24 protein-coding genes are annotated in these 23,360 nt (G+C 64.3%); 8 read left to right on the forward strand and 16 right to left on the reverse strand.

Translation table 11 applies throughout. From position 1 onward, the window contains the following. Positions 1–13: 13 nt before the first annotated feature. The 6 genes from eccE (at position 14) to ABZV44_RS01185 (ending at position 5,353) form a co-directional block, all read left to right on the forward strand. The gene (gene eccE / locus ABZV44_RS01160) at positions 14–2,161 is read left to right on the forward strand and encodes a type VII secretion protein EccE (protein WP_354830407.1); all 2,148 of its coding nucleotides are present in this window, start codon (positions 14–16) and stop codon (positions 2,159–2,161) included. Positions 2,162–2,243: 82 nt separating this feature from the next. Beyond that, complete coding sequence (locus tag ABZV44_RS01165) at positions 2,244–3,821, forward strand: ATP-binding protein (RefSeq protein ID WP_354830409.1); 1,578 nt, start codon at positions 2,244–2,246, stop codon at positions 3,819–3,821. 146 nt (positions 3,822–3,967) lie between these two features. Beyond that, entirely contained in the window at positions 3,968–4,267 is a 300-nt protein-coding gene (locus ABZV44_RS01170) for a hypothetical protein (RefSeq protein ID WP_354830411.1), read from the forward strand. After that, entirely contained in the window at positions 4,260–4,586 is a 327-nt protein-coding gene (locus ABZV44_RS01175) for a hypothetical protein (RefSeq protein ID WP_354830412.1), read from the forward strand. The genes ABZV44_RS01170 and ABZV44_RS01175 overlap by 8 nt, the downstream gene beginning before the upstream one ends. Positions 4,587–4,911: 325 nt before the next feature. After that, positions 4,912–5,154, forward strand: coding sequence for a hypothetical protein (locus ABZV44_RS01180; RefSeq protein ID WP_354830414.1), 243 nt, complete (start codon positions 4,912–4,914; stop codon positions 5,152–5,154). Beyond that, positions 5,147–5,353, forward strand: a complete 207-nt coding sequence (locus tag ABZV44_RS01185; protein ID WP_354830415.1) for a DUF397 domain-containing protein — start codon at positions 5,147–5,149, stop codon at positions 5,351–5,353. Before ABZV44_RS01180 ends, ABZV44_RS01185 begins: the two co-directional genes overlap by 8 nt. Before the next feature lie 60 nt (positions 5,354–5,413). Here ABZV44_RS01185 and ABZV44_RS01190 read toward each other — a convergent pair whose 3' ends face one another. The 16 genes from ABZV44_RS01190 to ABZV44_RS01265 all read right to left on the reverse strand — a co-directional run bounded on the left by ABZV44_RS01190 (position 5,414) and on the right by ABZV44_RS01265 (position 21,633). Then, positions 5,414–7,339, reverse strand: a complete 1,926-nt coding sequence (locus ABZV44_RS01190) for a serine/threonine-protein kinase (RefSeq protein WP_354830417.1) — start codon at positions 7,337–7,339, stop codon at positions 5,414–5,416. Beyond that, positions 7,339–9,216 (reverse strand): serine/threonine-protein kinase, encoded by a 1,878-nt coding sequence (locus ABZV44_RS01195; RefSeq protein ID WP_354830419.1) that lies wholly within the window; start codon positions 9,214–9,216, stop codon positions 7,339–7,341. The genes ABZV44_RS01190 and ABZV44_RS01195 overlap by 1 nt, the downstream gene beginning before the upstream one ends. Beyond that, complete coding sequence (locus tag ABZV44_RS01200; protein ID WP_354830421.1) at positions 9,213–10,403, reverse strand: hypothetical protein; 1,191 nt, start codon at positions 10,401–10,403, stop codon at positions 9,213–9,215. The genes ABZV44_RS01195 and ABZV44_RS01200 overlap by 4 nt, the downstream gene beginning before the upstream one ends. 162 nt (positions 10,404–10,565) lie before the next feature. Continuing rightward, on the reverse strand, positions 10,566–12,077 hold the full coding sequence (gene eccB / locus ABZV44_RS01205) for a type VII secretion protein EccB (protein WP_354830423.1): 1,512 nt from the start codon (positions 12,075–12,077) through the stop codon (positions 10,566–10,568). Positions 12,078–12,195: 118 nt separating this feature from the next. Next, positions 12,196–12,528 (reverse strand): hypothetical protein, encoded by a 333-nt coding sequence (locus ABZV44_RS01210; protein WP_354830425.1) that lies wholly within the window; start codon positions 12,526–12,528, stop codon positions 12,196–12,198. 46 nt (positions 12,529–12,574) lie between these two features. Further along, a complete protein-coding gene (locus ABZV44_RS01215) occupies positions 12,575–12,886 on the reverse strand; it encodes a WXG100 family type VII secretion target (RefSeq protein WP_354830426.1) in 312 nt (103 codons plus the stop codon). Positions 12,887–12,978: 92 nt separating this feature from the next. Further along, positions 12,979–13,767, reverse strand: a complete 789-nt coding sequence (locus ABZV44_RS01220) for an ESX secretion-associated protein EspG (protein WP_354830428.1) — start codon at positions 13,765–13,767, stop codon at positions 12,979–12,981. Then, positions 13,764–14,792, reverse strand: a complete 1,029-nt coding sequence (locus ABZV44_RS01225; protein WP_354830430.1) for a PPE domain-containing protein — start codon at positions 14,790–14,792, stop codon at positions 13,764–13,766. The genes ABZV44_RS01220 and ABZV44_RS01225 overlap by 4 nt, the downstream gene beginning before the upstream one ends. Positions 14,793–14,810: 18 nt before the next feature. Then, complete coding sequence (locus tag ABZV44_RS01230) at positions 14,811–15,125, reverse strand: PE family protein (RefSeq protein ID WP_354830432.1); 315 nt, start codon at positions 15,123–15,125, stop codon at positions 14,811–14,813. 33 nt (positions 15,126–15,158) lie between these two features. Then, positions 15,159–16,493 carry a hypothetical protein gene (locus ABZV44_RS01235; RefSeq protein WP_354830433.1) on the reverse strand — a complete coding sequence of 445 codons (1,335 nt, stop codon included), beginning with the start codon at positions 16,491–16,493 and terminating at the stop codon, positions 15,159–15,161. Then, positions 16,490–16,804 carry a hypothetical protein gene (locus ABZV44_RS01240; RefSeq protein WP_354830435.1) on the reverse strand — a complete coding sequence of 105 codons (315 nt, stop codon included), beginning with the start codon at positions 16,802–16,804 and terminating at the stop codon, positions 16,490–16,492. Before ABZV44_RS01240 ends, ABZV44_RS01235 begins: the two co-directional genes overlap by 4 nt. A 110-nt stretch (positions 16,805–16,914) precedes the next feature. Beyond that, positions 16,915–17,202 carry a YbaB/EbfC family nucleoid-associated protein gene (locus tag ABZV44_RS01245; protein ID WP_354830437.1) on the reverse strand — a complete coding sequence of 96 codons (288 nt, stop codon included), beginning with the start codon at positions 17,200–17,202 and terminating at the stop codon, positions 16,915–16,917. A 23-nt stretch (positions 17,203–17,225) separates the two neighbouring features. Beyond that, complete coding sequence (locus tag ABZV44_RS01250; RefSeq protein ID WP_354830439.1) at positions 17,226–17,591, reverse strand: hypothetical protein; 366 nt, start codon at positions 17,589–17,591, stop codon at positions 17,226–17,228. A gap of 111 nt (positions 17,592–17,702) precedes the next feature. Continuing rightward, on the reverse strand, positions 17,703–18,494 hold the full coding sequence (locus tag ABZV44_RS01255) for an ESX secretion-associated protein EspG (protein ID WP_354830440.1): 792 nt from the start codon (positions 18,492–18,494) through the stop codon (positions 17,703–17,705). Continuing rightward, entirely contained in the window at positions 18,491–20,299 is a 1,809-nt protein-coding gene (locus ABZV44_RS01260) for a hypothetical protein (protein WP_354830442.1), read from the reverse strand. Before ABZV44_RS01260 ends, ABZV44_RS01255 begins: the two co-directional genes overlap by 4 nt. A gap of 125 nt (positions 20,300–20,424) precedes the next feature. After that, a complete protein-coding gene (locus ABZV44_RS01265) occupies positions 20,425–21,633 on the reverse strand; it encodes a hypothetical protein (protein ID WP_354830443.1) in 1,209 nt (402 codons plus the stop codon). A 171-nt stretch (positions 21,634–21,804) separates the two neighbouring features. Here ABZV44_RS01265 and ABZV44_RS01270 point away from each other — a divergent pair, with 171 nt between their 5' ends. Beyond that, positions 21,805–22,944: a hypothetical protein gene (locus ABZV44_RS01270; RefSeq protein ID WP_354830444.1), complete on the forward strand. Its 1,140-nt coding sequence runs from the start codon at positions 21,805–21,807 to the stop codon at positions 22,942–22,944. An 83-nt stretch (positions 22,945–23,027) separates the two neighbouring features. Further along, positions 23,028–23,348, forward strand: coding sequence for a type VII secretion target (locus ABZV44_RS01275; RefSeq protein ID WP_354830445.1), 321 nt, complete (start codon positions 23,028–23,030; stop codon positions 23,346–23,348). Positions 23,349–23,360 lie beyond the last annotated feature (12 nt).

Below are 23,360 nucleotides of genomic sequence, written 5' to 3' on the forward strand. Positions count from 1 at the left end.
GGGCAACTGAACTGTGAACGACTTTCCGCGGGGAGCGGGCGGCTATCAGCCGGGCGGAAGTGGTGGGAACCAAGTCGGGGATGGGGGCTACTCCGGAGACGGTCGGCACGGCCGGCCGCCGAGCGGTTACCCGCAGGGCGGTCCGGGCGGCTACGGTCCGGGCGAACCACGAGAATACGAACAGGGCGAGCCGGGCTTCGGGCCCGGCGGCAACTTCGCGCCGAGCGGTGCGGCGAGCGGCCATTCACGCAGCGGGGACGGCGATTTCGGGCATGGCGGGTTCGACGCGTTCTCGCACGGCGGCTCGCCCGTAGCCGCGCCGCCGCGACCGGCGCCGCCGCAACCGCGTCCCCCGGCGGCGCAGTCCGCACCGGAGCCCGTGGAGCCTCAGGGGCAGCGCTCACAGCCCGCAGCGCACCGACCCGCGGCGGATGCCGTTGCGGCCGAGCTGCGTTCGGATGATCTGTGGCTGCTGCGGAATCTGCCGCTGCGCCTGGTGATTCCGGTGGCGTTGATCGGCGTCGCGGTCTCGTTGGTCGTGGTGGCGCTGCGCGCACCCTGGTGGGCGGCCTTGGTGGCCGGGCTGGTGCCCGCGCTCATCGGACTGGTCCCGGTGGCCGGCACGCCGATCGGGCTGCGGCTGGGTCGATGGGTCGGGTATCGCTGGAAGCAGGCACGGCGCGCGAGTCTCGACGAGAACGCCCTGGTCGACGTCCCGCTGCCCGATGGCGGCAGCTGCGGATTGCGCTGGGACGGCACGCTGTTGACCACCATGCTGCGCATCGATCCGCCGCCGGACACGCTGACGTTGCTGCGGCGCGGTTCACTGAGTACCGATCAGCTGTTGCCGCTCAACGAGATCGCGGCCTGCCTGCGGCAATACGATGTCGAGCTGCATTCGGTCGATGTCATCAGCACCGGCACCCGCACCGCCAGCACCGAGGCGGTGATCTCCGGCTACGCGGCCAGCATCGCACCGCTGGGCCGCCTCTACGACGAGATCCTGGGCCCGCTGCCCGCCATCGCACACCGCACCATGTGGCTGGTGCTGCGCCTGAACCCGCTCGACAACGCCAAGGCCGTCGACAATCGCGGTGGCGGTCCCGAGGGCGCCCTGCGCTCGGCGCTGGTCGCCACCCGACGGGTCGCGAATCGCCTTGCCGGGCACGGCATTACGGCGTCGGTACTGACCACGTCCGAGATGACGACCGCAGTGCGTGAGCTCACCCGCGGTATTCCTGTCGGCGAATTCACCGAGCACCCGGACAACCTGGAGCACAACGGGGTTCACCTGACGAGCTACCAGATCGATCCCCAGCTGTTCAATTCCGATGGCCTGGCCAAGATCTGGGCCGTGCGCAGCCTCGCCACCACCGTGACCGTCCGCCTGCAACCGGTCCCCGAGCCGGGTGCGAAGCCCGGTCAGCCCGCGAGCATCATCGAGGTGGACGCCCGAGTCCGCTACGACACCCCGTACGAGCACGGCGAACCCCCGGTCGCGGGTCTGAAGGAACTACCCCGCCGCCAAATGTGGGCGCTCATGGACATCCTCGCCTATGGCACTCAGGAGATTCGCCCCAGCGGCTACCGCGGCCCCGTGGACGTCCTCACCGACATCACCATGCCGACAGCCGGCTGCGGCCAGCTGATCGGCGCCGACGCCACCGGCAGCGGCATCGCGGTCCCCCTCATCGGCGACGGCTCCCGCCGCATCGACATCATCGCCAGCCTCCAACTGGCCCAACAGGTCATCCTCCGCGCTATCGCCCTCGGCGCCGGCGCGGTGGTCCACACTTCCCGCCCGGGAGCCTGGCAGGGCATGGTGACAAATGTCGCCGCCCCGCACGCACTCTCCCTGGCCTCCTCGGTAACCCACAGCTCCCGCGGCACCGCCATCACCGGCCGCCTCCCCAACCCGGCCGCCACGGTCATCGTCTTCGACGGTGTCCCGGCCAGCGCTCCCCCGGGCTCGGCCACGGTGGTCACGATCCACGAATCCATCTCCGCCGATTACCAACCCGACGCCGACGTGACGATCGTCCAGCACCCTGATGCCCCACACACCATCTCGGTGCACACCCCCGCCACCATGACCACCGCGCAAATGGTCACCACGCCGGCCGAACAGCACTACCTGAGCGGGGCCACGGCTCGGCGCTGATCGATAGTTGTTCGTGCCGATTTACCCCGGTCGACGGAGATAACCTGCGGCAGCCTGCTACTCGGGTGGATACGGTGTGCAGGTGAGGTACTTCAACACGGCGGGTCCGTGTTACCCGGACCTGCACTACATGCTGTCCGCCGCGGAGCGGCTGCCCGGCGCCCGGAAGTACATCGAATTCGGGTCCTACTTCGTCGTCCACGTACCCCAGCCGTCCGGCAAGACCACCGCACTGCTGGGCTTGGCGCGTGAGCTGACCGCTGAGGGGCATTACCTGGCGATGTCGATCTCCTGCGAGACCGCGCAGGTCATCGGCGACGACGTCGGGGCGGTCGAGAGCATACTGCTGAGCGAGCTGCGGCAGAAGGCCGAACGGCAGCACTGGCCGCCGGAACTGATGCCTCCGGACCAGTGGCCCGATGCCAAGCCCGGCACCCGCCTGAAGAAAGGACTGGACGCCTGGGTGGCCAAATGCCCACGCCCACTGGTGTTCTTCTTCGACGAGATCGACGCATTGCGTGGTAACGGACTGTTCAATGTCTTGCAGCAACTGCGCGCCGGATACACAGAAGACCGCGAGAATTTCATGCACTCGGTGGTGCTGTGCGGGCGGCAGGATGTGCGGGACGACCATGCGGCCTCTGGCGACGACTCGAAGCGGCAGGGAACCGCGAGCCCGTTCAACATCACGATCGACTCGATCCGGATCGGCGACTTCGACGAGGTCGAAATGCGCCAACTGTATGGCCAGCACACCACCGATACCGGGCAGGAATTCGATGACAAGGCCATCGATCTCGCGTTCTACTACACCCAGGGCCAGCCCAGGCTGGTGAACGCACTGGCCTGGGAGATCATCGGCGAGATGCGGGTTCGCGAGACCATCACCCTCGAACACGTCGAGACCGCGAAGGAGCGGTTGATCCTGGCGCGCGCCACGCACCTCGATTCGCTGATCGACAAATTGAACCAACCGCGGGTACAACGGGTGCTCGAGCCCGTCATCACTGGCGAAATCCCCGATCTAGACGCCAGTTTCGACGACGACGTGGCCTACGTACGGGATCTGGGACTGATCGCGCAGGGCAGGCAGTTGCGGTTCGCGAATCCGATCTACCAGGAGGTCATCGTCCGGGTGCTCGGTCAGCGCACCGAAGCGGTGATCACCGCCGAGCCGCCGAGCTTCCGCTACCCCGACGGTCGCATCGACTTCCCGCGTCTGCTGCGGGAATTCACGGTGTTCTGGATTCAGCACGGCGATATCCTGGCCGCCCGCGACAACTACCACGAGGCCGCCGCGCAATTGGTATTGATGGCGTACCTGCATCGAATCGTCAACGGCGCCGGGCACATCGACCGCGAGGTAGGTGTAGGCCGAGGCCGCATCGACCTGCTGGTGCGCCAGCCGTACGAGGACGCCGACGGACGACCCGCGGAACAACGCGAGGCACTCGAGCTGAAGGTCTGGGCCACCGGCCGCCCCGACCCGTTGCCCGAGGGCCTCACCCAACTCGACGGCTATCTCGACCGCCTCGGCCTTGCGACCGGCGTCCTGGTGATCTTCGACCGAAGCCCCCAGGCAGCGCCGATCGCCGACCGCACCGCCTTCAACGAGGCCCACACTCCATCCGGCCGCACCGTCACAGTGCTCCGCGCGTAAGTTCCGGCAACCGGCGTACCCCTCCAATAGCCGGGCCGGGCAGCGTTTACCTCGGCATCGGCTAACAGCGGCCGACCTCAGCCGGTAACCGGTCTGCCCTGATTACCAGCCAGGTAGTCGCCTGTAGTCCATGGTAGTCTTAAATGGTGGCGATAACCTATTACTGGGGTTTAGCACGGCTGTTGGCGGTGTCGGGGATCGACTTCGACGATGTCGCCGATATGCTCTACGCCTGGCTTCGAGGCGAGCGTCGGATTTGTTTCATGCCCGCAGTCGATGACACAACCGGGTTGAAGCCCTCGGTGCTGATAGGCCGAAGCGACTCGGGCGAGGTGCTGGTGCTCCTCGCTCGAATCGATCGCCGCGATATCTACATCATCAACGCAAGCCGTCCGTCCAGTGAGCTGGTCGCCGACTTTGAAGCATGGGAGGCCCGCCATGACTGATCCGGCAAACGATTTCGAGAACATGACCCCCGACCAAATCCTGGAGATGATGCAGCGCTTGCGCATTCAGACCGACCAAGCGCAATTGTTGCCACCCCCGGCCGATGCCGAAACCGAGCTGGCCAATATTCCACGGTCAGTGAAGCTGACCCCCACCCAGGACCGCCGGCTGAAGGCCCGCGCCAAGGAACGGGGCATGAGTCAGTCGGAATACCTGCGGTGGCTCGTCGAGCATGATCTGAACCAGCCGGTGGATCGCCCCCTGACGCTGGCGGATCTACCGCTGATCGTCAAACTCGTTCGCGCCCAAGCGGCGTAACCCGCCCCGCGCGTGAGCAGGGTGAGGCGCGGGGTGCGATGGCTCGTGTCGCGCGTGACCTCGGGGCTGCCCTGCGGCGTTCTCGTGTGGCCCTGGCTGACCTACGCTGTCGGCACCCGGTGACACGCCGATCCAGATCGTCCTGCGGCACCTGCCCTCGCCCGCCACACGCTGGCAGATCCTGATGGCCGTGCCGATGGGACCGCACCAGCTCGCCGAATACACCGCATGGGAGGCCGACTGAGAACAACACGCCAGACCATGGCTACCCGCGCACCGTTGCGACGCCTTCCTCAACGGGCTCACCTTCGACGACACCACTGCCGTGCCGTCCCTGCCGCCCACTAATGACGAGATCGAAACCGGCATGGTCACCACCTCGCTGAAACTGCCTGCAGAGCTGCGTCAGCAGATCCGCGAGACAGCCGCCGAACACTGCGTCCTCAGGAAGCCTGACGACGTCGCATTCTACGACCGGGCCTTCCGAAGCATCGCGCAAGCCAGCCTTGGCCCCAAGGCAAGTCAGGCCCTGATCACCAGGGTGGCAAAGGAGTACGAACGTGAATAACGAGCTATCCGTGGCGAACTGGTTCAAGAGCACCTACAGCCAAGCTCAGGGTGAGTGCGTCGAGATCGCTTTCCTCGGCAGCGGTGAGATCGGTGTGCGGGACTCCAAGAATCCAGATGGCCCCGCTCATGTCTTCGCCCCGGGTGCCTGGGATATCTTCTTTACGGGGGTACAGGACGGAACATTCGACCGCCCTTGAGGCCGGCACTCGCGAACAAGCAGGACGCCGAGCTGCCTCAGTCGGTTCGGCCCCCGCAGTTCAGCGCCTGGGTAAGTTGGCGATTACTTCCTGCATGATGGATTTCGTTGCGGAGCAGATCTTCTGGTAGAGGTCGCCGCCTTCGCCTTCGCCTTGCAATGACAGCTGGACCAGTTCGATCTTGTCGCCGACGGAGCGATAGGGATATTCGAGCGTGCAGATCGTATCCACGACATGGTTGTGCGGGATGGCCGTCTTGCCGTTGCCGAGGTCGATCGGTTCGTTCACGGCGACTTCAGTGGAATTCACGAAATTCAGCTGAAGTCGCACCTCGGACGTTCCCTGCCAGTGGCATTCATGCGCGGAAACGTCAGTCGGCGCGGCCGCAACCGGTCCGACCGCATCGTTCAACCGCTTGTCGGAAACCAGCCCGCACGGATCGATCCGGCCCAGCGATACGGCATCGGACCGCTGCGGCGGCGTATTCCGTGTGGCGACCAGCCGGGCGAGTACCTTTTCGGCAAGGTCGCATGACGTGGCTTTGCCCAACGTGACGACAATGCCCCACTTCTGGTTCGTGCCGGAGAGGTCGACGCCCCGTCGGCACTCCGAAAAGGCGGCGTCGTCGTCGGCGAGGATCGGCAAACTGTCCACGCTTCGACCGGTCCCCTGCAGCAGGTCCGTGCTGGCGCCGGGCTTGACCGTCATGTATTGGCCGCCTGATTTGTGGACCGCACATTCCCAGCTCAGATAGGTATCGGGATTCCACGTCGAGACATCGCTGGGCCAGTCCGAATCCGGCGGGACCGAGCCCTGCATCGACTGCCGGAGCCACGCGCAGGCATCGGCATTGCGCAATCGATCGAGCATCGCGGCGACAGTATTCGTTCCGGCTGGCTTGTCCGACAGTCGAACCCAGGTGATCGCACCCGCGACCAATAGCAGCACCAGCAGCGCGGCCAGGCCCACATGCCGGGCCATCTTGCTTCCACGTAACCCGGCCTTGCCCGACCCCGGCACATCGGCCACCTCGAACCCCGTGCCCATGACGGTGGCCTGATGGCCGTTGCCCGAGACGATGACGGTCGCGTCAGGGTTCGAGGTCAGAGCGGTGAGCCCGGCGAGCTGCCGCTGGATTCCAGCGTGTACCGGTCCCGGCCACGGCGCGGCACCTTCCGCCAGCCATCCGATCTGGTCCAGCAATTGCGCAGGAGTGGGGCGATACTCCGGTCTCTTCGCCAAGCAGGGGGCGATCAGATGCCGCAGCTCCGGTGCCATCTGATCCCAATCCGGTTCCGCGTGCACGATATTGAACAGCGTGTACGCCATCGAGGGGGCGGCAAAGGGGCTCTTGCCGGTCGCCGCCATGACCAGCAGCGCACCCAGGGAGAAGATGTCGCTCGCCGGGCTGATCGGCTCTGCCGAAGCTTGCTCCGGAGACATGTAGGCGGGAGAGCCCAAGGCGGAACCGGTTTCGGTCAATCCGCTCGGGTTCTCGTGGAGCTGCGCGATTCCGAAGTCGATCACGCGCGGCCCCTCCGCCGTGAGCATCACATTGGCGGGCTTGAGATCTCGATGCACCAGCCCGAGCCGGTGAATATCCTGCAGGGCCACCGCCAGACCGGCGGCCAACGCCTTGACCGCGGGCACCGGTAGTGGCCCGAACTCGGCCACCACCTTGTCCAGCGGTATGCCAACCACGAATACCGAAGCGAGCCAGGGGTTTCCACCGTCCACGTCGAAATCGACCACCGGAGCGGTGAAGGCACCCGACACCCGGGTGCTGGCGTTGACCTCACGCCGAAACCGGGCCCGATACTCGTGTTCGCCCAGCAGGTGCTGATGAATCTGCTTGATCGCCACGAATCGCCCGTCGGGCCCGATACCGAGCAGTACCCGGCCCATTCCGCCCGAACCCAGCACTCCCAGAACTCGATAGCGGCCGATGACTCGGGGCTCGGCGGGATCGAGTGGCTTGACCGCCATTACTTCGGCAGCCTCGGTAGCACATCGGCCATGAGCTTCTTGGCCTTCTCGCATGAACCCGTGTCGGCCGTTCCCCAGTCGCTGATCCGGGTCCTGACGATTTCGGCCTTGTCGTTGGTGGTCAGGCGGGCCTGGTATTTCACTTCGCAGTTGCCATTCGAGGCCTTCAACCAGAGCTTCTCGATGTAGGCCGTGGTTTGCCCGATCTGAATGGTCTCGTACCGGGTGTTGTCCTTGTCGAGCCGATCAGTGTCCTGCAGTGTGACTTCGACGGTTCCGGTGCCGCCTTGGTAGTAACAGTCACCGGCACCACGAACGCGCCGGGCGGGGTCACCAGCAAGGCCACCTGCGAGCGTCGGGTCCAGCAACGAGCACGGGTCAACGCGCAGAATCGAGTTCTGCGGAAGCTTCAACTGGGGTGCGTACACGGTGAGCTGCTGCACGACGGCCGTGATCGCCTTGTCCGCCATCGCGCAGCCGTCACCGCCGTTGGGTGCGTAGATCTGGATCTTCAGGGCATTGTGGCCACCACTCTGCGTGAGAACATAGCGATCACACGCACTGTACCCACTCTTGTTACGAAGGATCGGTACCCAGCCCACAGTCTGGCCGGTGGCCTCCGTGGTCTGCTCCACTTCGCCGGCCGAGGTGAAGTTATCCAGTTCCACACTGATCTTGTGCTGGTCCGAGTCGGTGACCGTTGTCTCGCATCCGCTGTATTGCATGCTCGGAGCCTTGACCCGCGTGCCCAGCTTCGGCGTCACGAGATCGAGCACCTTGCAAGTATCGAGCTGCTGCAACTCCATGGTCGTGACCGTCAGCGAGGGATCGGCCATCGCCTGCGAATGCCCGCTCTGCATGGATATTTCGCGCACCCCGAAGGTTCCCGCGCCGAGCACCACCAGAGTCGCCGCGGCCGCCGCGACCAATCTCAGCATCCTGCGTCGATTGGACTTGGCCTGTTCCACCTCCTCCTCGAGCTTCGACTCCCTTTCTGAGGTATGGACCCACCAGTCGGAGTCCGCACGGTGCGCGTCGATCCGGGCCGTCACCGGAGCGGGCCACATGGGCTCGGGCTGAATCCGGCTCGCCGCGTCCAGCAACTCTTCCGCTGTCGGCCTCCGGGCCGGATCCTTCGACAGGCAGGCGTCCACCGACTCCCGCAGCGCAACCGGCACGCCCTCGGTGTTGGGCATGGTATGGATGACGCTGTAAAGGACCTGCGGTGTCGAAACACCCGGGAACGGACTGGAACCCGTCGCCGCCATGGCCAGAATCGCGCCCACCGAGTACACGTCCGCGGCAGCCGTGAGGGGCCGCCCCTCGGCCTGCTCGGGCGACATGTACGCCGGGGATCCCAAGACTGTGCCGGTAGCGGTCAGTGCGTCGCTGTCCTGGGCACGGGCAATGCCGAAGTCGATGATCCGTGGGCCTTCGCCGGTCAGAAGAACGTTGCCCGGCTTGAGATCTCGATGCAGTAGCCCGGCGCGGTGGATCTCCAGTAACGCGGACGCCAACCCGGTGGCGAGCAGCCGCAGCCCACCGAGGTTCAACGGCCCGCACTCGTCGATGACCGTCTTCAGATCGGGACCATTGATGTACTCGGTGGCCAGCCAGGGACTCTCGGATTCCGTGTCGCTGTCGATCACGGCTGCGGTGTAGGCACCGGTGAGCTGCCGACAGGCCTCCACCTCGCGAGCGAACCGGTCTCGGAATTGCGGATCTCCGGCCAGGTGCGGGTGAATCTGCTTGATCGCAACCAGTCGTCCGGTCGGCGTGCGGCCCAGCAGCACTCGGCCCATGCCACCCCGCCCGATAACCGCGATAGTGCGATTGCGCCCCAGCCATTTCGGATCCTGCGGCGTCAGCGCCCTCATACCGTCCCTCCCATGACCGAATACTGCGCGCCAGCCAGCTGCCTCAAATCGATATCGGTATTGCTGTACACCGTCGCGACGTACTCACCGCGGAACATCACACAACGGAAACGCCTGGCTTCCAGATTTTTCGAGGGCTTGGAGAGCTGGCGGCAGGCCACATCGGGCAGTCCGGACACTCCCCTGATCGGCATGTATTCGGTGTCGCCCGGTTGCCCGTCGAGATATCCGGCGTAGTTCTTGGCCGCAGTGGCGTCGCGCATCTTGAACAGGCGCTTGTTATAGGAGACCGCCACTGTGTTGATGCCGTGCTCGGCATTCGCCTTCGCATCCTCCGCGGGACTGTCCAGCAGCGCCGAGTAGGCATGCACTCCCCAGACGGCGAACTTCATGGCGGTGGGCATGGGGTCGTCGGTCAACACCATCCGGGGCAACAGCTTGTCCGGATCGAGTTGCAGTTTGGGCAGATCCGCCGACGGGGTCGGCGTGTAGTTCGCGAGCAGATCGATCTGTCGCCGGTACGACCGGGTGACCATGTCGACCAGCGTTCCGAGATCCGGATCCAGCGACTGTACGTACACCCGGATAACCAGCGACTTGTAGGCCATGGTGCTCCCGAGCGTGGGAATGCCTGGCCGCCAATGGCTGATCGCGGCCGGAAAAGCATCGACCGCCACAGGCACGTTATCGGCATTCGCCTCGAAGTCGGCCCGATCCATATCGGCTGCCGCCGCACTCGCCGCCGCCTCGTCGGGGAACTCGACCAGCGACGTCGCTAGGAACTTCTGTGGTTTCCCGGCCGCATAGTCCGCATAAGATTTACTCGCTGCCATCGCCCCGAAGGCCGCGAGCGGGTCGTGACCGTTAGCGGCGCGCGTCTCCGGCGCGGAGATAACCGAATCGCCGAGGCCGAGGCCGAGACGGTCGGCGAAAACGCCTCCGCCCCGACCCATTCCGATCTCCGGATCGATGTCCGTCGCATACATGATGTGTTCGCCCAATCGCAACGATTCCACGAGCATGCCCCGAGCTTTGCTGGGCTTCTGGTCGAAATCCGACGGGCTCGGCTTGCCGGAATACGGTCCGTAATCCGATGTATCCCCGCCACTTCCACCACAAGCCGCCATCCCCGCCAGTACGACGAGCCCGACCGCGGCAGCGGCGGCTCTCCTCAGCCTGAACCGCATACATCCCTCCCCGACTCCGCGCGCTCTCGGCGGACCCCTCCAAATTCGAACTCCGAGCCGTACTGTCCGTGGTGCGGACCCGCCCAGGCACAGGACAACCTAACACTGGACGGATGGCAAGACCATTCAGCATCGAACGGGTAGGAGCACAGGCAGTCGTCGCTACTGCGTCGGCAGAGTGTCCCAGTTCTTCAAGGCGTCCTGCCTGGACAAGGTGGGACCTGGAACGAGTTGGCCAATGATCTCCCACGGTGCCAGATGTGGCGTAGCACCCAGCCCGAGGATCTGTGCGGTTGCGAGATCCGGGATGCCGTAACGGATTCCGTTGTCAGAGATGTAGAACAGATTCTCGCGTCGCTGACTACCCGGTTCGACACCAGTAGTACGGACGAACTCACCCGTAGTGGGTGGCACGTACACAGCGTCGACACGGTCGCCCGCTGCCCCATCCTTGGTAGCCAGGTCCACCGGCTTCTGTGAGTCGGGCAGCGGCAGACGTGTGCCGAGCAGCAGTTGGACCGTAGCCCGATCCGCGGGTCCCTCTGTTGCGTCCGGCTGTTCCTTCCCGAGACCGCTCTTCTTCGCCCAGGTGACACAGGCAACCGGGTTGTCCTCGGCGGTAATGATCTTTGGTGTGGCGTTTGGGAAGTCGTCGACCGGCAGGGAATGCACAACCGGGATTCCGTTCAGCACGTCTGGTGTCACGGACTTGAAGCCGTTCATGCCCTGAGAGTTGTCGGAGCCGATGACCTGCGCGGTGAACGCCGAAATGCGCTGCACACCGTCAGCCAACACGACATACAAGTCGGACCGATCGGAACCGTCCAGTGCCGCCACCTTCACGATGCCGCCTACCGGCACATTGTTCAGCTTGCCCAGGCCGTTCTCCCCGATGCGAGGGATGGTGGGCGGAACCAGAGGCGGCACCTTGACCGCAGCACCGATCAGGTCGGTAGTAGCGGGCCGCGATCGCTTGCCGCTCGAGCCCAACGCTTGCGCTATCGAGTCCTTCGTGCGATCGAACTCGGCAACCTTGCCGTCGTAGATCAGATAGTCCTTGCCGCCCTTGCTCACCCAAATAGCCGAGCTCGAATCGACCGCCTTGACGCGATCACTGAGCTCGAGGCTGCCGGAGATGATCGTGGTTTCTGCGCCGGAGGACGAGGCTGCGCCACCGGATGCCGACAGCGGCACCTTGTCGCAGAGCGTCCATTGGGACCGCTCGCCCTGCCCAGTGCCGGGCAAAGCCGCAGGCACACCGGGGATGCCGAGAATCGGTCCGCGCGGAACCGTGTTGAGCTTGCTGTCCTTGACTGATTTCGGAGTTTCGCTGGTACCCGAGATCAACCGCGCCGATGCGAGATTCAGCGTCGGGTACAAGGTCATCTTGGTTTTATCGTCTTTGTCCCGCACCACGACGTAGAGTGCTCCGCTGTCCTTGCCCATCACGATGTTCGCGTCACCGATGGATCCCTGCGGGCGAATGAAAGCCATGATTGCCGCACCGGCGACCACGAGCAACGCGAGAACCGCTCCGACCATCAGAGATCGAAACTGCGACCGCATGGGATCGTGCAGCATTCGAACGTCCCGACGGATCAACGCGTGGTCGAGTCGGCGCAGCAGAAAGCGGTACCCATTGACCTGGGCACGCGTGCTCAATTGTGCTGGCACTAACCAAATCCTCCGTCGAGCCGGGAACTACGGGCGTAGAGATTACTGGCCGCGACCGACGACAGCGCACCCCTCCTAGCTGGAGGCGTGCGCTGTCGGATCGGCACCGACGTCCTCGTTACATGAAGGCGTTCTTGACCTTGTTGTCCGCGCTGAGGGCGTTGTGCAGCGCGCTCTCCACCGCGGTGGCAACGGCGTCCAACGTCGACAGGCACTTTTCGGCGTACGCGTTGTCCCAGTCGGACTTCGCGGCCGTAACACCTTCCAGTGCGCCGTTCTCCGCGCCGCTGTTCGGGTTCGACCACGCCTGCTTCAGGCGCTCGACAGCCTGGCCGAGATCGCTGGAGGTATCAACCTTGGACTGACCGTCACCGGCAACGGCGACGAGGTCCTTGTGGAACTGACGGAGGTCCTGGACGAGGGAGGTCATCCCTGCGGCGTCGTAAAGCATTGCGTATTCCTTTGCAGTGTTGAGAAGCTGGGTGAGCGGTGACCGACTAGCCGAGGTTCGTGAGAGCCTTGCTGAAGTCGTCCTTGTTGGAGATATCCACGTTGCTGAACACGTCGGTACCCTGGCCGACCTTCTTCTCGAATTCGTCCAGGGCGGCGTTCAGCTTCACGGACTCGTCATCCCACGCGACCGCCGCAGCCTTGAACGAATCAGCAGCGTCACCCTGGAAGCTGTCCTTGGACGAGTCCACGCGGTCGGTGATCTTGCGCAGGATGTCCTTGACGGACGCGACTACGTCAGCCATGTGGCTCTGCGCGGCCTTCGCAACTGCCGCGTCATTTGAAATAGATCCGGTCATCGTCTGTACCTTGCCTTTTCTCGGAATAGATAGGCGATGCGCTGTGCATCACCGGTTCGGGGTAGATCAGCTGTAGGTGGGTCACGCGGGACTCACGACAGCCACCTCCCCCCAGGCAGCGAGTCGATCAGAGTTGAAATCGACTGCGCGATACGGTGATCACTGCCCGGTGTCAGCGTGGACCAGAGTTGCTGGTCCGGGGCGACCCCCGGTGCGGCCACGATGCGGCCCCGTGCGGTGTCGTAGACAGCGACGGCTCCGGGCGATCGGTCTGTGAGGCCGTCGGCGTAGGCGTAGGCCACGATTTCGGCGTAGGCGTGGGTGGCGGACAGGGCGAGGCCGTAGGTGGTGGCGTCGGTATCGGGGACGCCCAGGCTGTAGACGGTGCTCGCGTAGTCCGCGGAAGTTGTTGCGGTGTCGAGGCGTTCGGCCAGATCGGCGGACTCGGCGCTGAAGGCGGCGAGGTCGGCGGGCGGGCAGGGGCCGAGGGCGTCGAGGAGGGGGCGGGCAAGGGAGGCGCCGGAACCGTCGGACCACAGGGGGTGGATGTCGAAGGTGTCGCCGCGGCGGATGGCGACGGCGTGGTCTTCGGCGCGGCGAGTGACGCAGACTCGGATCGGGCCGTCGGCGGTGTGGACACGCATGGCCAGTTCACGGTCGGGCTGAGCTAAGACGAAAAATGCTGTGGCGGTGTCGGTGTCGACATCACCGTGGACGTCGACTATGCGGCGGGCGCGTAGGTCGGCGCGGGCTAGCTCCTGCGCCTGTTCCCATTCCTGGTACGTATCCTGCTGCGGGCCTATCGATAGCACCAGAGGTAGGGTCTGCACACCTAGGTGTCCAGCGAGCGCGATCACGCCGTCGTTGGTGAGGGTCGTCATGAGGCCGCCTCTTGACCGGATTCCTTGGCGCCAGAGGCACTTTCAGATCCAGTACTACCCGCGTTGAACGCGATGTCGACCGGGGCGCGCTGCGCGGCCGGGTCGATTCCGCCGAGCACGGCGGGCGCGACCTGCATGCCGGAGGTGAGGCCCAGCTCGGCGTCGCTGGTGGGTGCACCCACCAGTCCCGCGCGCGGGATGTGCTCTTCGTCGTTGTCCTGTCCCGCACTGCCCATGGCGGTGGGCGCCATCGACGCGCCGGCCTGCTGAACCGTAACCGGCTGCGTCACAACACGTTGCGTCGTCGCCTCCTTGGCCTCGACCGTTGTCGCGCGCACCTGGGTCAGTGGCATCGGCGGCAGGTTCAGCGAGTCGAGGGACAGGGTCGGCAGCGAGGTCGGCGCGATCGACGGCGTTTCCGGGTTCTCCACAGGTTCGGCCGGTTGCTCTGTAGGCGTCAGCCCTGCGGTGACCTGTGGCGGCGCCTGGTGTTCCCAGGGTCTGGCCAGCGATTCGGTGGCAGCCTCGTATGTCCGCATAACCCGGGCTGCCTCGGCTTTCGCTTTCTCGGCGTCGGTCTCGGTCGTCGCCAGTCCGCCCAGCAGCGGCAGGCCAGCGGCCAGACCGAGCTGCTGCATCAGCTGCTGGAGGTCTTTGAGCTTCTCGACCTCGTCGACGTCCGGCATGGTCAGCTTCGCGAGTTCATATGCCGCAGCGTGTGATTCGGCCTGGGTGGCGTTACCGGCGGCGGCGGCCGCGGACGCACCGAGCCAGTCCCGCAACGACTTGATGCGTTCGATGAACGGCCCGCTGTTCTTGGATTCCCAAGCGCTGTCCAGGATTACAAGAATCCGCTCGTATTCGACGGCGGCAGCCGCGAAACCCGCGCTCAATCGCGTCCACGCGAGACCGGCCTCGGCGGCGGGTACCGCACCGGCGCCCGTCACCAGGTCGCGCGCCAGCTGTTCGGGCGGCCGGGATTCCCAAACCGTCTCGGTGAAGCCGGGTTTCGTCGGTTCCAGCATCGGGGGAAGTCTCTCAGGTCAGCCGGCGAAGCCGAGGACGGACTGCTCCTCGACCTGCCCGAAGGCATCGAACTGACTACGCAGTGTCGAAGCGAGATTGCGCAGTTCGGTGACGCCGTCGCTACCGGAGGTCACGAAGGACGCGGCCACCGCGTTGAGCGTCTGCGCGGCACGCTGTGACACCTCGTCCGCTCCGGCGGGCGCGAAGTCGAGCTTGGCCTGCTCGATCCCGAGTCCGTTGGCGATGCGGTCGGCGAGCGCGTCCAGCTGGGCCGCGGCGTCGCGCGCGGTCGAGGCGTCGAAGCGCAGACCGTCGAATGCGTTGGTGCTCATGCCAATCCTCCTGTTACCCCTGGCAAATCAAGTTCAGAGTGTGAGCGCCTTGTCCGGCGGCTCTTCGATGGCTTCGATGGCGCCGACGACCGGCAGGACCACACCCTCGATGACGCCGACCACCTCGTCGCCGTGCGCGGCGGTGACCAGACCGGAGCGGTCCGAAGTGGACTCTTCGTCGGCGGCCCCGGCGCGGCCCGCCGCACCCGCGGCGCCCATGCTCGGCGAGGTGGTCGCGGTGGTGCGGCCGTTCGCCTCGGTGGTGGTCTTGGGGATCCCGGCGCCGGTGTTGCTCACTTCACCGGATGGAATCCGGCTGGTGCCCAACGGGCTCGACGGCGTCGCGGTCGTGGGTGTGCCACCGAAGATCGTGCTGAGCGGACTGCCGCCGCCACCGTCGGTGGTCTTGCTGGTGTCCGTGCTGTCGGTCTTCTTGTCGTCGTCGGTCTTGGTGGTGACCGGCGTGGTGGTCTTGGTGTTCGTATTGGTGTTGGTGTTGGTGTTCGTATTGCTGTTGCTGTTGCTCAGGGCCGAGCTGATGTCGCTGACGCCGGTGGAGACGACCGACGCGCCCTTCTCGACCACCTTCTCCGCGACCGTCGGGGCAACGCTGCTGATGGGCTGCAGCGCCGTACCGACCATGTTGACCAGCGACTCGATATTGGACGCGATCGGCGCGCCCGCGATCATGATCTTCGTTCCGGCCGCGATGATGTCGGTCGTGGGGCCCGCCAAGGCGACCTGGGTATCGGCCACGATGCCCATGCCCTCGCCGATCGTCTCGATCGCGGTTTCGATCAACCATGGGATACCGGCGGGAGTGGCCAGCAGCGCGATGCTGCCGGTTACTTGAAGGACGAATTTATTGATGAGAGCCACCATTTGGGCGTTGCCCGCGGCGACGACTCCCTGAGCCACGCCCAGGATGGCGTGCTGGTTCGCTCCTTGCGCGGCCACCTCGCCACTCTGCGTCTCGACCGCCTGGCTCTTCGCCTCCGCGGCGGTCGCGGCATCGCCGGTCCAGGTGTTCATGACCGTGCTGGTGGCGGACTTGCTTTGCGACGCAGAAGAAGTCAGCGCACTGATCACCGAGGTCAGGATGGTCGCCGGATTGAAGCCGCTGCTCAGGATTCCGCTTCCGAACGATTGCAGCATGCTGACGACCGGCTGGATCAGCGTGGTCAGATCGATCGTCGGCAGCGTCGGCAGCTGGATCCCCGACAGATCCGGCAAGGTGATGGACGGCAACTGCGGCAGCTGCGGCAGTCCCAGGTTGCCCACGACATCCGTGACCGGCGTGTCGAGGTAGGCACCGAGGGGACTGCTGCGCAGCTCGTCGAGCACCGTCGGGTTGGACGGATTGGTCACAGCACCGTCGAGAGGAAGCTGGCCGCGGAGGTGACCTCATTGGCGCCGTACGCGCCGACCGCCGCGTACGCCGTAGTCGCCGTATTCGCGTGCACCGCCGCGATCTCCGCCGAGGACATCAGGAAGTTCCCCTGCGCGACAGCGAAAGCCGCGAGGAACTGCTGCCCGATCAGGCCGAACGTCGGCACGGCCTGCGCGAGCGCGGTACCCACATCCGCCGCGGCCGTCCCCGCGACCTGCGTGGCGATACCGGCCTTCTCGGTGGCGTAAGCCAAGATCGGCGGAAAATCCGCCGCCACGTGATCAGCCATCAGTGTCCCTCCCACTACCTATGATCCTGCTCAGACTACAAGTGCGAATTTCCTTGTGCCAGACCGCAAGGCGCAAACTCTGGCTCAAACTTCTGTTAACAGAGCGGACGCTACCCGGCCATCTCCTCATTGAACCGGTTCATGATCTCGGCCCGCCGCTCGAACGCCCGCCGCGCCGCCTGCGCCGCCGTCGTCACCACGGCCTGCTCGAACTCCCCCGTCGACATCCGCGAAACAGCGCTACTGAACTGCAGATCCGTCAGCGCCCCGTTCCCGTCGACCTCGGCCATCACAGCGCCATCCTCAGACGTCTCCCGCCCCCTGACAGCCTTCATCTGATCCGCGAGATCCTGAAACCGATACAGCTGCCGCCGAACCTGCTCCTGCAACTCATCCATCGACGAAACCACGTGCGCCCCTCTCACACCGACCTGAGCCAGCTCTGCGGCTCATGATCGTAGTCCTGCTCCTCGACGATTTCCTGCCGAGCTACATCGGCTTCGGTGGGGAGGTTGGCACGGGCGATAGCCTCCGCCCCAAGCCCGGCTTCCTCCAACTGCTTTCGGAGTGCGAGGCCGGCGCGGTTGGCGGCTTTCTGACAGAGGCGCAAGACCTCTCCTGCCAGCTGCGTCGGATCCCGATGCAGCTCAGCCGATTCGACCTTCACGGCCAATGGCAGTCCCTGGTTGGTTGCCCGCACCCGAATCGACCCGGACGTGTTGGCAACAACCAGCGAAGCCCAATCCCCCTCAGCAGCACCACCATTCACCGTCCCCGCCTCAGACATTTGCGAACCCCCTCCCAGTTGCCTTGCGTATGAGTACCATACGGCGCCGACCTGTGCCACCGAGATTCTCGGCAGTCGGCCACCGGCGCGGAATGCTCCGCGATCGAACAATCACTGCCCGCGTTCCTCCCGTATGGCTTGAACAACCGCGGCGACTCGACTGTTGATCGCGGTGATCATCCGCTTGGGATCCGCTGACACCGCGACATACGGAAGCTCGTCGCCGCCGATCACATATCGACCGTCATCTTCGACGTCCCGCCAGTCCAGTTGGCGAGCGGTTATGCCACGCGGACCGAACTTCGAGGAGCCCTGGACCACTTCTATGGTCCCCATGCACGCCATCGGCGCGGTTAGAAAACGCTTCGCCCGCTGACCGATCGGATCCTCGAAGATGTCATCGATCAACGATCGACTGTATTCGTCGTAGCCACTATCCGGCTCATCGGGCACTTGCAAAGTGATATCCGACTGGCGACCGGCCTGCACTTGCGGCAAGGTCGCGACGACCATTTCCGCCAATGCCACCGGATCACACTCGGTAACCGTGAATCCACCGCTATGTAGGTAGGTTTCGCCCGGCAACTGCTCGACCAGGTATCCATAAGAGCCTCGCCGTAGCGCGACCATCCGAACCCGGCCGTCGGCACGAGCTGGATCGCGGCCGTCAAAACCATTGACGGATATACGGATATCCGGTTCGGCAATCGCGTCGGTCAGCAGGTCCAGTCGCCTCGTCCATCTGCCCTGCAGACCTTCGTATACCTGCCGCTTCTCTCGAAGGTAGTCGTAATACATAGGCGTGCGGCTGGTGTACAGGAACGGGGCGGGCATTGCCTCGCCGGTGGCTTGCTCCCACAGCACCACGAACTCGAGGTCCTCGAAACGCAGACCAGCGGTCACTTCTCTGCCACCGGCCTCACCGCTTCCGGAACAGCATCGAACACGTCATCGAGATTCTGTCCGGACCTCAGGAACTCGGGCCGCTTGTGTTCTTTGCCACCGCTTTGTCCGGCACCTGCCCCAGCCCCCATCGGGCTCATGCCGGTTCCGGAGGAAGTGCCTGTGCTCGTGGTGGTGCCGGTGGCCAGGCCTGCACGTGACGCGGTTACCGTGTCGGTCTTCTCTTCTTCCGCGGTCACCGTGGCTCGCGGGAAGAGCTGAGACTTCGGAGTTTCGACCTTCGGGGTGCTCGGGGTGCCTCCGGTCGGTGTGCCCCCGGGGCTGGTAGGAGTCCCGCCCGGCGACGCGGTTTCGGTCGGAGTCGTCGGGTTCAGTAGCGAAGTAAGCTGCTGTTCCAGCTGCTGTGTAGTGGTATCCGTGGTCTTCTGAGCCGAGGACACCAGGGACTGGATCAAGCTGGATCCCTGCGTTGCAAGCGATTCCACCATCTGCACGCCGTCCTGGGCCAGGGTGGTAAAGGCCGAGGTAATGGTGGACAGCGTCGTGTCGGTGTTGGTGTTCGTCGGATTCTGAGTTGTCGGTGTCGTCGGGGTTGTCGGCGTGTTGGGCGTCGTCGGGGTATCTGTGGGAGTGGTTGGGGTTGATGGATTTCCGCCTGTTGGTGATCCGGACGGACTGACCTGTGGTGTGCCCGCGGGCTGGTCCTTCTTCGGCTGTTCGGGTTGCGGAGCAGGCGGCGCCGGAGCCGTCGGGACCTGAGGCTGGGGAACCGCTACGAGCGAGGAGTTGTATTCCATGATTCCGGCAACGTAGTAAGCTTCGCAATCCTGCCGGTATTTGCTGAGAATCATCTCCATGCAGTCGTTGGCAGTGGCCGCCGTGTAGGTAACATTGCGGTTGTTGTCCGTGGCCCCGTAGCGAGGTTGCGTAGTTCTACCACCCGTCTGGGTTCCACCAGAGGAGAAGCTGACAGCTGGCTCTGCACCCTTCGGCATACGCTCGGCGGTCGCTTTCAACCACCCTTCGGCTTTGTACAGCCGATCCTCCACATCGCCCATCTTGGCGGTCAGGTCGGTTATCGCGGTTCGAGCACTGTCGACGGCAGCCAACGCAATTGGTCCGGATCCACTCGTCCACGAATTTCGGAAGTGACCGTCGTTGGTAGCCGATTTGAAGGTTTCGACAGCCTTGTTGAGCTCGTCCTTCATCCAGCCCCAATCGGCAGCTAGGCGACCTGGCACACCCTTGATGCTTTCCCCCAGCCCACGCAAAGCGTTCCAGTCTTTGCTGTGGGGGTTCTCCGGCCATACAGTGCGATCGTTGCCAGCAGGCAACTTCAAGTCGTTATAGTTGTACGCATCCGTTCGCGAACGGTTCTTACCGTTTTGAGTATATTTCTCAACAGGATTCGGCGTGGGAATTTTGCTACTGACCTTGGAGTAGTCCGGCCCCAGACCGGCCGGGTTCGTCAACTTGTCAGGCATCTTCTGATTCAAGAATCCGGCGATCGACTCGTCTTCGGCGTTCTTGAATTCCTTGATCGCCGTCTTGAACTTTTCCGACAGATCGGTCACAACGGTGATATGCCCGTTGAGCGCCCCGCCCAGGTCCTTGTCAAGCTTCCGGAACCCTTCGGCCCACACCTCTCCCGAGTTGAATTGCTCAGGCGGGCCAGCGAATTGATCGACTTGTCGCGATCCCAGGAACGACTGAACCGTCAACAGGTGCTCGATCAACGTCTGGCAAGCGCTGATCGCCGTCGACGCCACCTTCGGGTCGAAGTCCACTTTGCTTGTATCGACCATCCGGGATCCTCCCCCACCTGTGACCTACACCGGCACCGCCGCAGGCGGTACAGCCCGAGGCGACCTTATCTTGCCTAGCATCATCGGAGTTCGCCACCGCCAGCCTGCCACGACCAACGGCCAGATCAGTTCGACAAGCCCTTGGAGAGCACGTTCGCCAACTCCTCCGCGTCCCTGCAGAGTTGGCCGGAGTCCACTCCCTTGATGCTGTAGCCGTGTAGCTCCAATCGAACGAAGCCATACGAGGTAGGCCACACCACGTAACACATCACATAGTGGTTGGTACCGGGATCGTCGACCTCGACGAACTCTTGGCCATCGATCGCGTCTCCGATACGAACGGGCCGTGGTGACGACTGATCGGCCATTCGTTTCGTTCTGAGGAACACTCGGGCGGAGTCGTATTGTCTGTCATCGGAATTGTGGTTGGTGTACCACTCACAGCGTCGTTGTGTCTGAGCATCCTCATTGAGAACCTGCCGTATGAAGCCGAATCGCTGCATCTGATCCGAGGGGAGTGCGCACGGGTTGGGTAGCGGAACAAACGGCGCCGAGGATGCCGGAGAAATCTGCTGCCTGGATTGGGTATCCACGGCAGAGTCGGAACTCCGCTGGCTCACCGCAACTACCGCGATGACAGCTACGACGACCAGACCGCCTGCCGCTGCCACCAGCATCAGTTTGCGATCGCGCTTGGCAGGTGGATGCGACTGCGCCGCCGTGGGAGCTCGAGCCGGCTCGACCAGGGGACCCGACAATCCGTCCGCGACATGGCCAGGAAGCTGACGCCCCATCACATCGAGCGCCTTGTCGGGGAACAGCTCCCGGGGGAGAGCCAAGCCGCGGGTGCCTTGCTCGCGCAGGAAGACTCCGCCGCCGATGCCGAACAGGTCCTTGATCTTGCCGTAAGGGATGGAAGTGGTGCCAGTAGCCAGTAGCAGTTCTAGCGAATCCTGATGGAAGCGGGCCGATACCGGGGTGCCGGGGGCCGTATAGGCCGCGATGCTCGGGTTGCGCTTGATCATCTGGATGCCGGTGAGAAGCAGGCCCATAACGATTGTGACCGCCAGCAAGCCGAAGTACGACACGAACAGGTTCGAGACGCTCCAGCCTGGCGAGTTGGCCGCGATGAAGACTTCGATGAAGCGGCGGGACATCAGGATCAGAGGAATCAGGAGGATAAATCCCCAGGTGTATGGGGAGCGCAATCGCGCCAGAGCCAGGACTCGGCTCAAGCGCCGAGTCGTGTCGGCATCCGACACAACGGTTACTTCAATCGGCAGCCCGGATACCGCCGCATTCGACACCGAAGAAGGCTGTTGCGGCTGTTCCATCGATGCCCCCGATCAGTCGTGTTCTGCACGGCACGATAACGCATGTGAAACCACCCGGCCCACTGCCGACAGTGGCCGACCTCCCACCGCGCCGATACCAGATGCGGCACCTGGGCGAGGTCGCCTAGTGTTCTCCGGCGTGTGGCGTCACATGGCCAGGGAGGAGCACTCGTGAGTTTTCCACGCCTGCCCAACGAATCGCAGACGGCGGTGCGACCGCCTCTCGACTTGGAGAGGGAGATCACCGACGAGCTGGCACGGCTGCTCGCACCGGCCTGGACGCGGCTGGATGCGGCGTTCGCGCTCACCGTGAGTGACGAAGCAGCGCAGCTCATTCTGTCCGACGGTCAACGTGCCGTTCCCACACGGCCTTCCGCGCGCGTGGTCGAGCTGCTACGGGAGCATCGTCATCGGTCGGCGTCAGTCGGCGATGGGCCGTGGTGGCGGTTCCTGGTGTCTGTGACGAACACCGGTGAAGCAACGGTCGACTACGACTATGGCTCCGAACCCTTTCCTGACGAGCACCTCTTTCCCCCTGCCGCGTATCAAGCGGATCTGCAGGCGTATCCCCGCAAAACCGTGCCGGTATGGCTCGCCGCCTACGTAGGACACCAGGGTCGCCAGGTTCGAACACCGAAAATGGCTGTTGCGCAGGCACAGGCGGATGTGGCCGCTGGCGTCACCGCGACTCCGACAGCGCTGGCGCTTCCGCCGTTCCCGCTGATGTGGGCACGCTGGGCCGTAGTCTCGGCCGCATTCGTGGCTGCGAATTCCCAGTGGGGACCTCGGATCACCGCGGCGGTGGGCTGGTTCGAGGGATCCAAACGCAGCGGTGCGACACTGCATCGGCTGCCCGGCGGCCGCGCGGTTCTGTCGGGCGGTGTGTGGAACTCCGCGGAACTGAATGCCGTGTACAACCACGGTGCCGCGATGCCACTTCTCTATCGAGGTGCTCCTGACTGGGTGGCCGATCCGGTCCTGAGTCCACGCGCGGGCAACGGTCTGCTGTCGTTCTGCTACTGGTGGGACGGAAATGCCTGGTATCAAGGCGAATCACCGGATCCGACCGCTATCGGCGCCGCGTTGCCGGGCATCTGGACCAGCAGGATCACCGCCGAGATGATCGCCCAGGCACTGGACACCGACGGGAATTCCGCTATATCGAATCTGGTGTCCGCAGCAGAGACCTATCAGGTGACGCGGCCAATGCTGGCGCACGCACTCGGCGATGGCGCATTCGAGACAGATGACGCCTTTTACCAACTGATGCTCGCCGGTACCGCGAGTTCGGTTTCAGCACAGTCGGTCTGACCACACTTCACCACCGGGTCACTCGCCAGTGCCGTATATGATCATCGGTGCATTGGTCGGTACCAGCACATCGGGGGATTGCCATGACAGCAGACAAGGTTCGGGTCGAAGTTGCCGGAATGCGTTCGACCGCAGACGGGCTCGATAGCGTATCCACGCAGATCGATACGATCCTGGCCGCTGTCGACGCCGCCTCGAAAGCCCATGACGGCTGCTGGGGAGACGACGAGTACGGCCGTCCCTTCGCCGAGGGGGACAGTGGCTACAAGAAGCGGTCGGCCAATCTCGAAGATGTCCTGAAATCCAAGGCCGCGCGACTGCGCGAGTATTCGAAGGGTCTCAGGGACGGCGCCACATCGTTGGAGACCACCGAAGAGAACAACGCCGACCGTTTCAAGTACTGAGCGGCGTCGATC

It is taken from the genome of Nocardia sp. NPDC004860, assembly GCF_040609015.1.
Lineage (GTDB): Bacteria > Actinomycetota > Actinomycetes > Mycobacteriales > Mycobacteriaceae > Nocardia.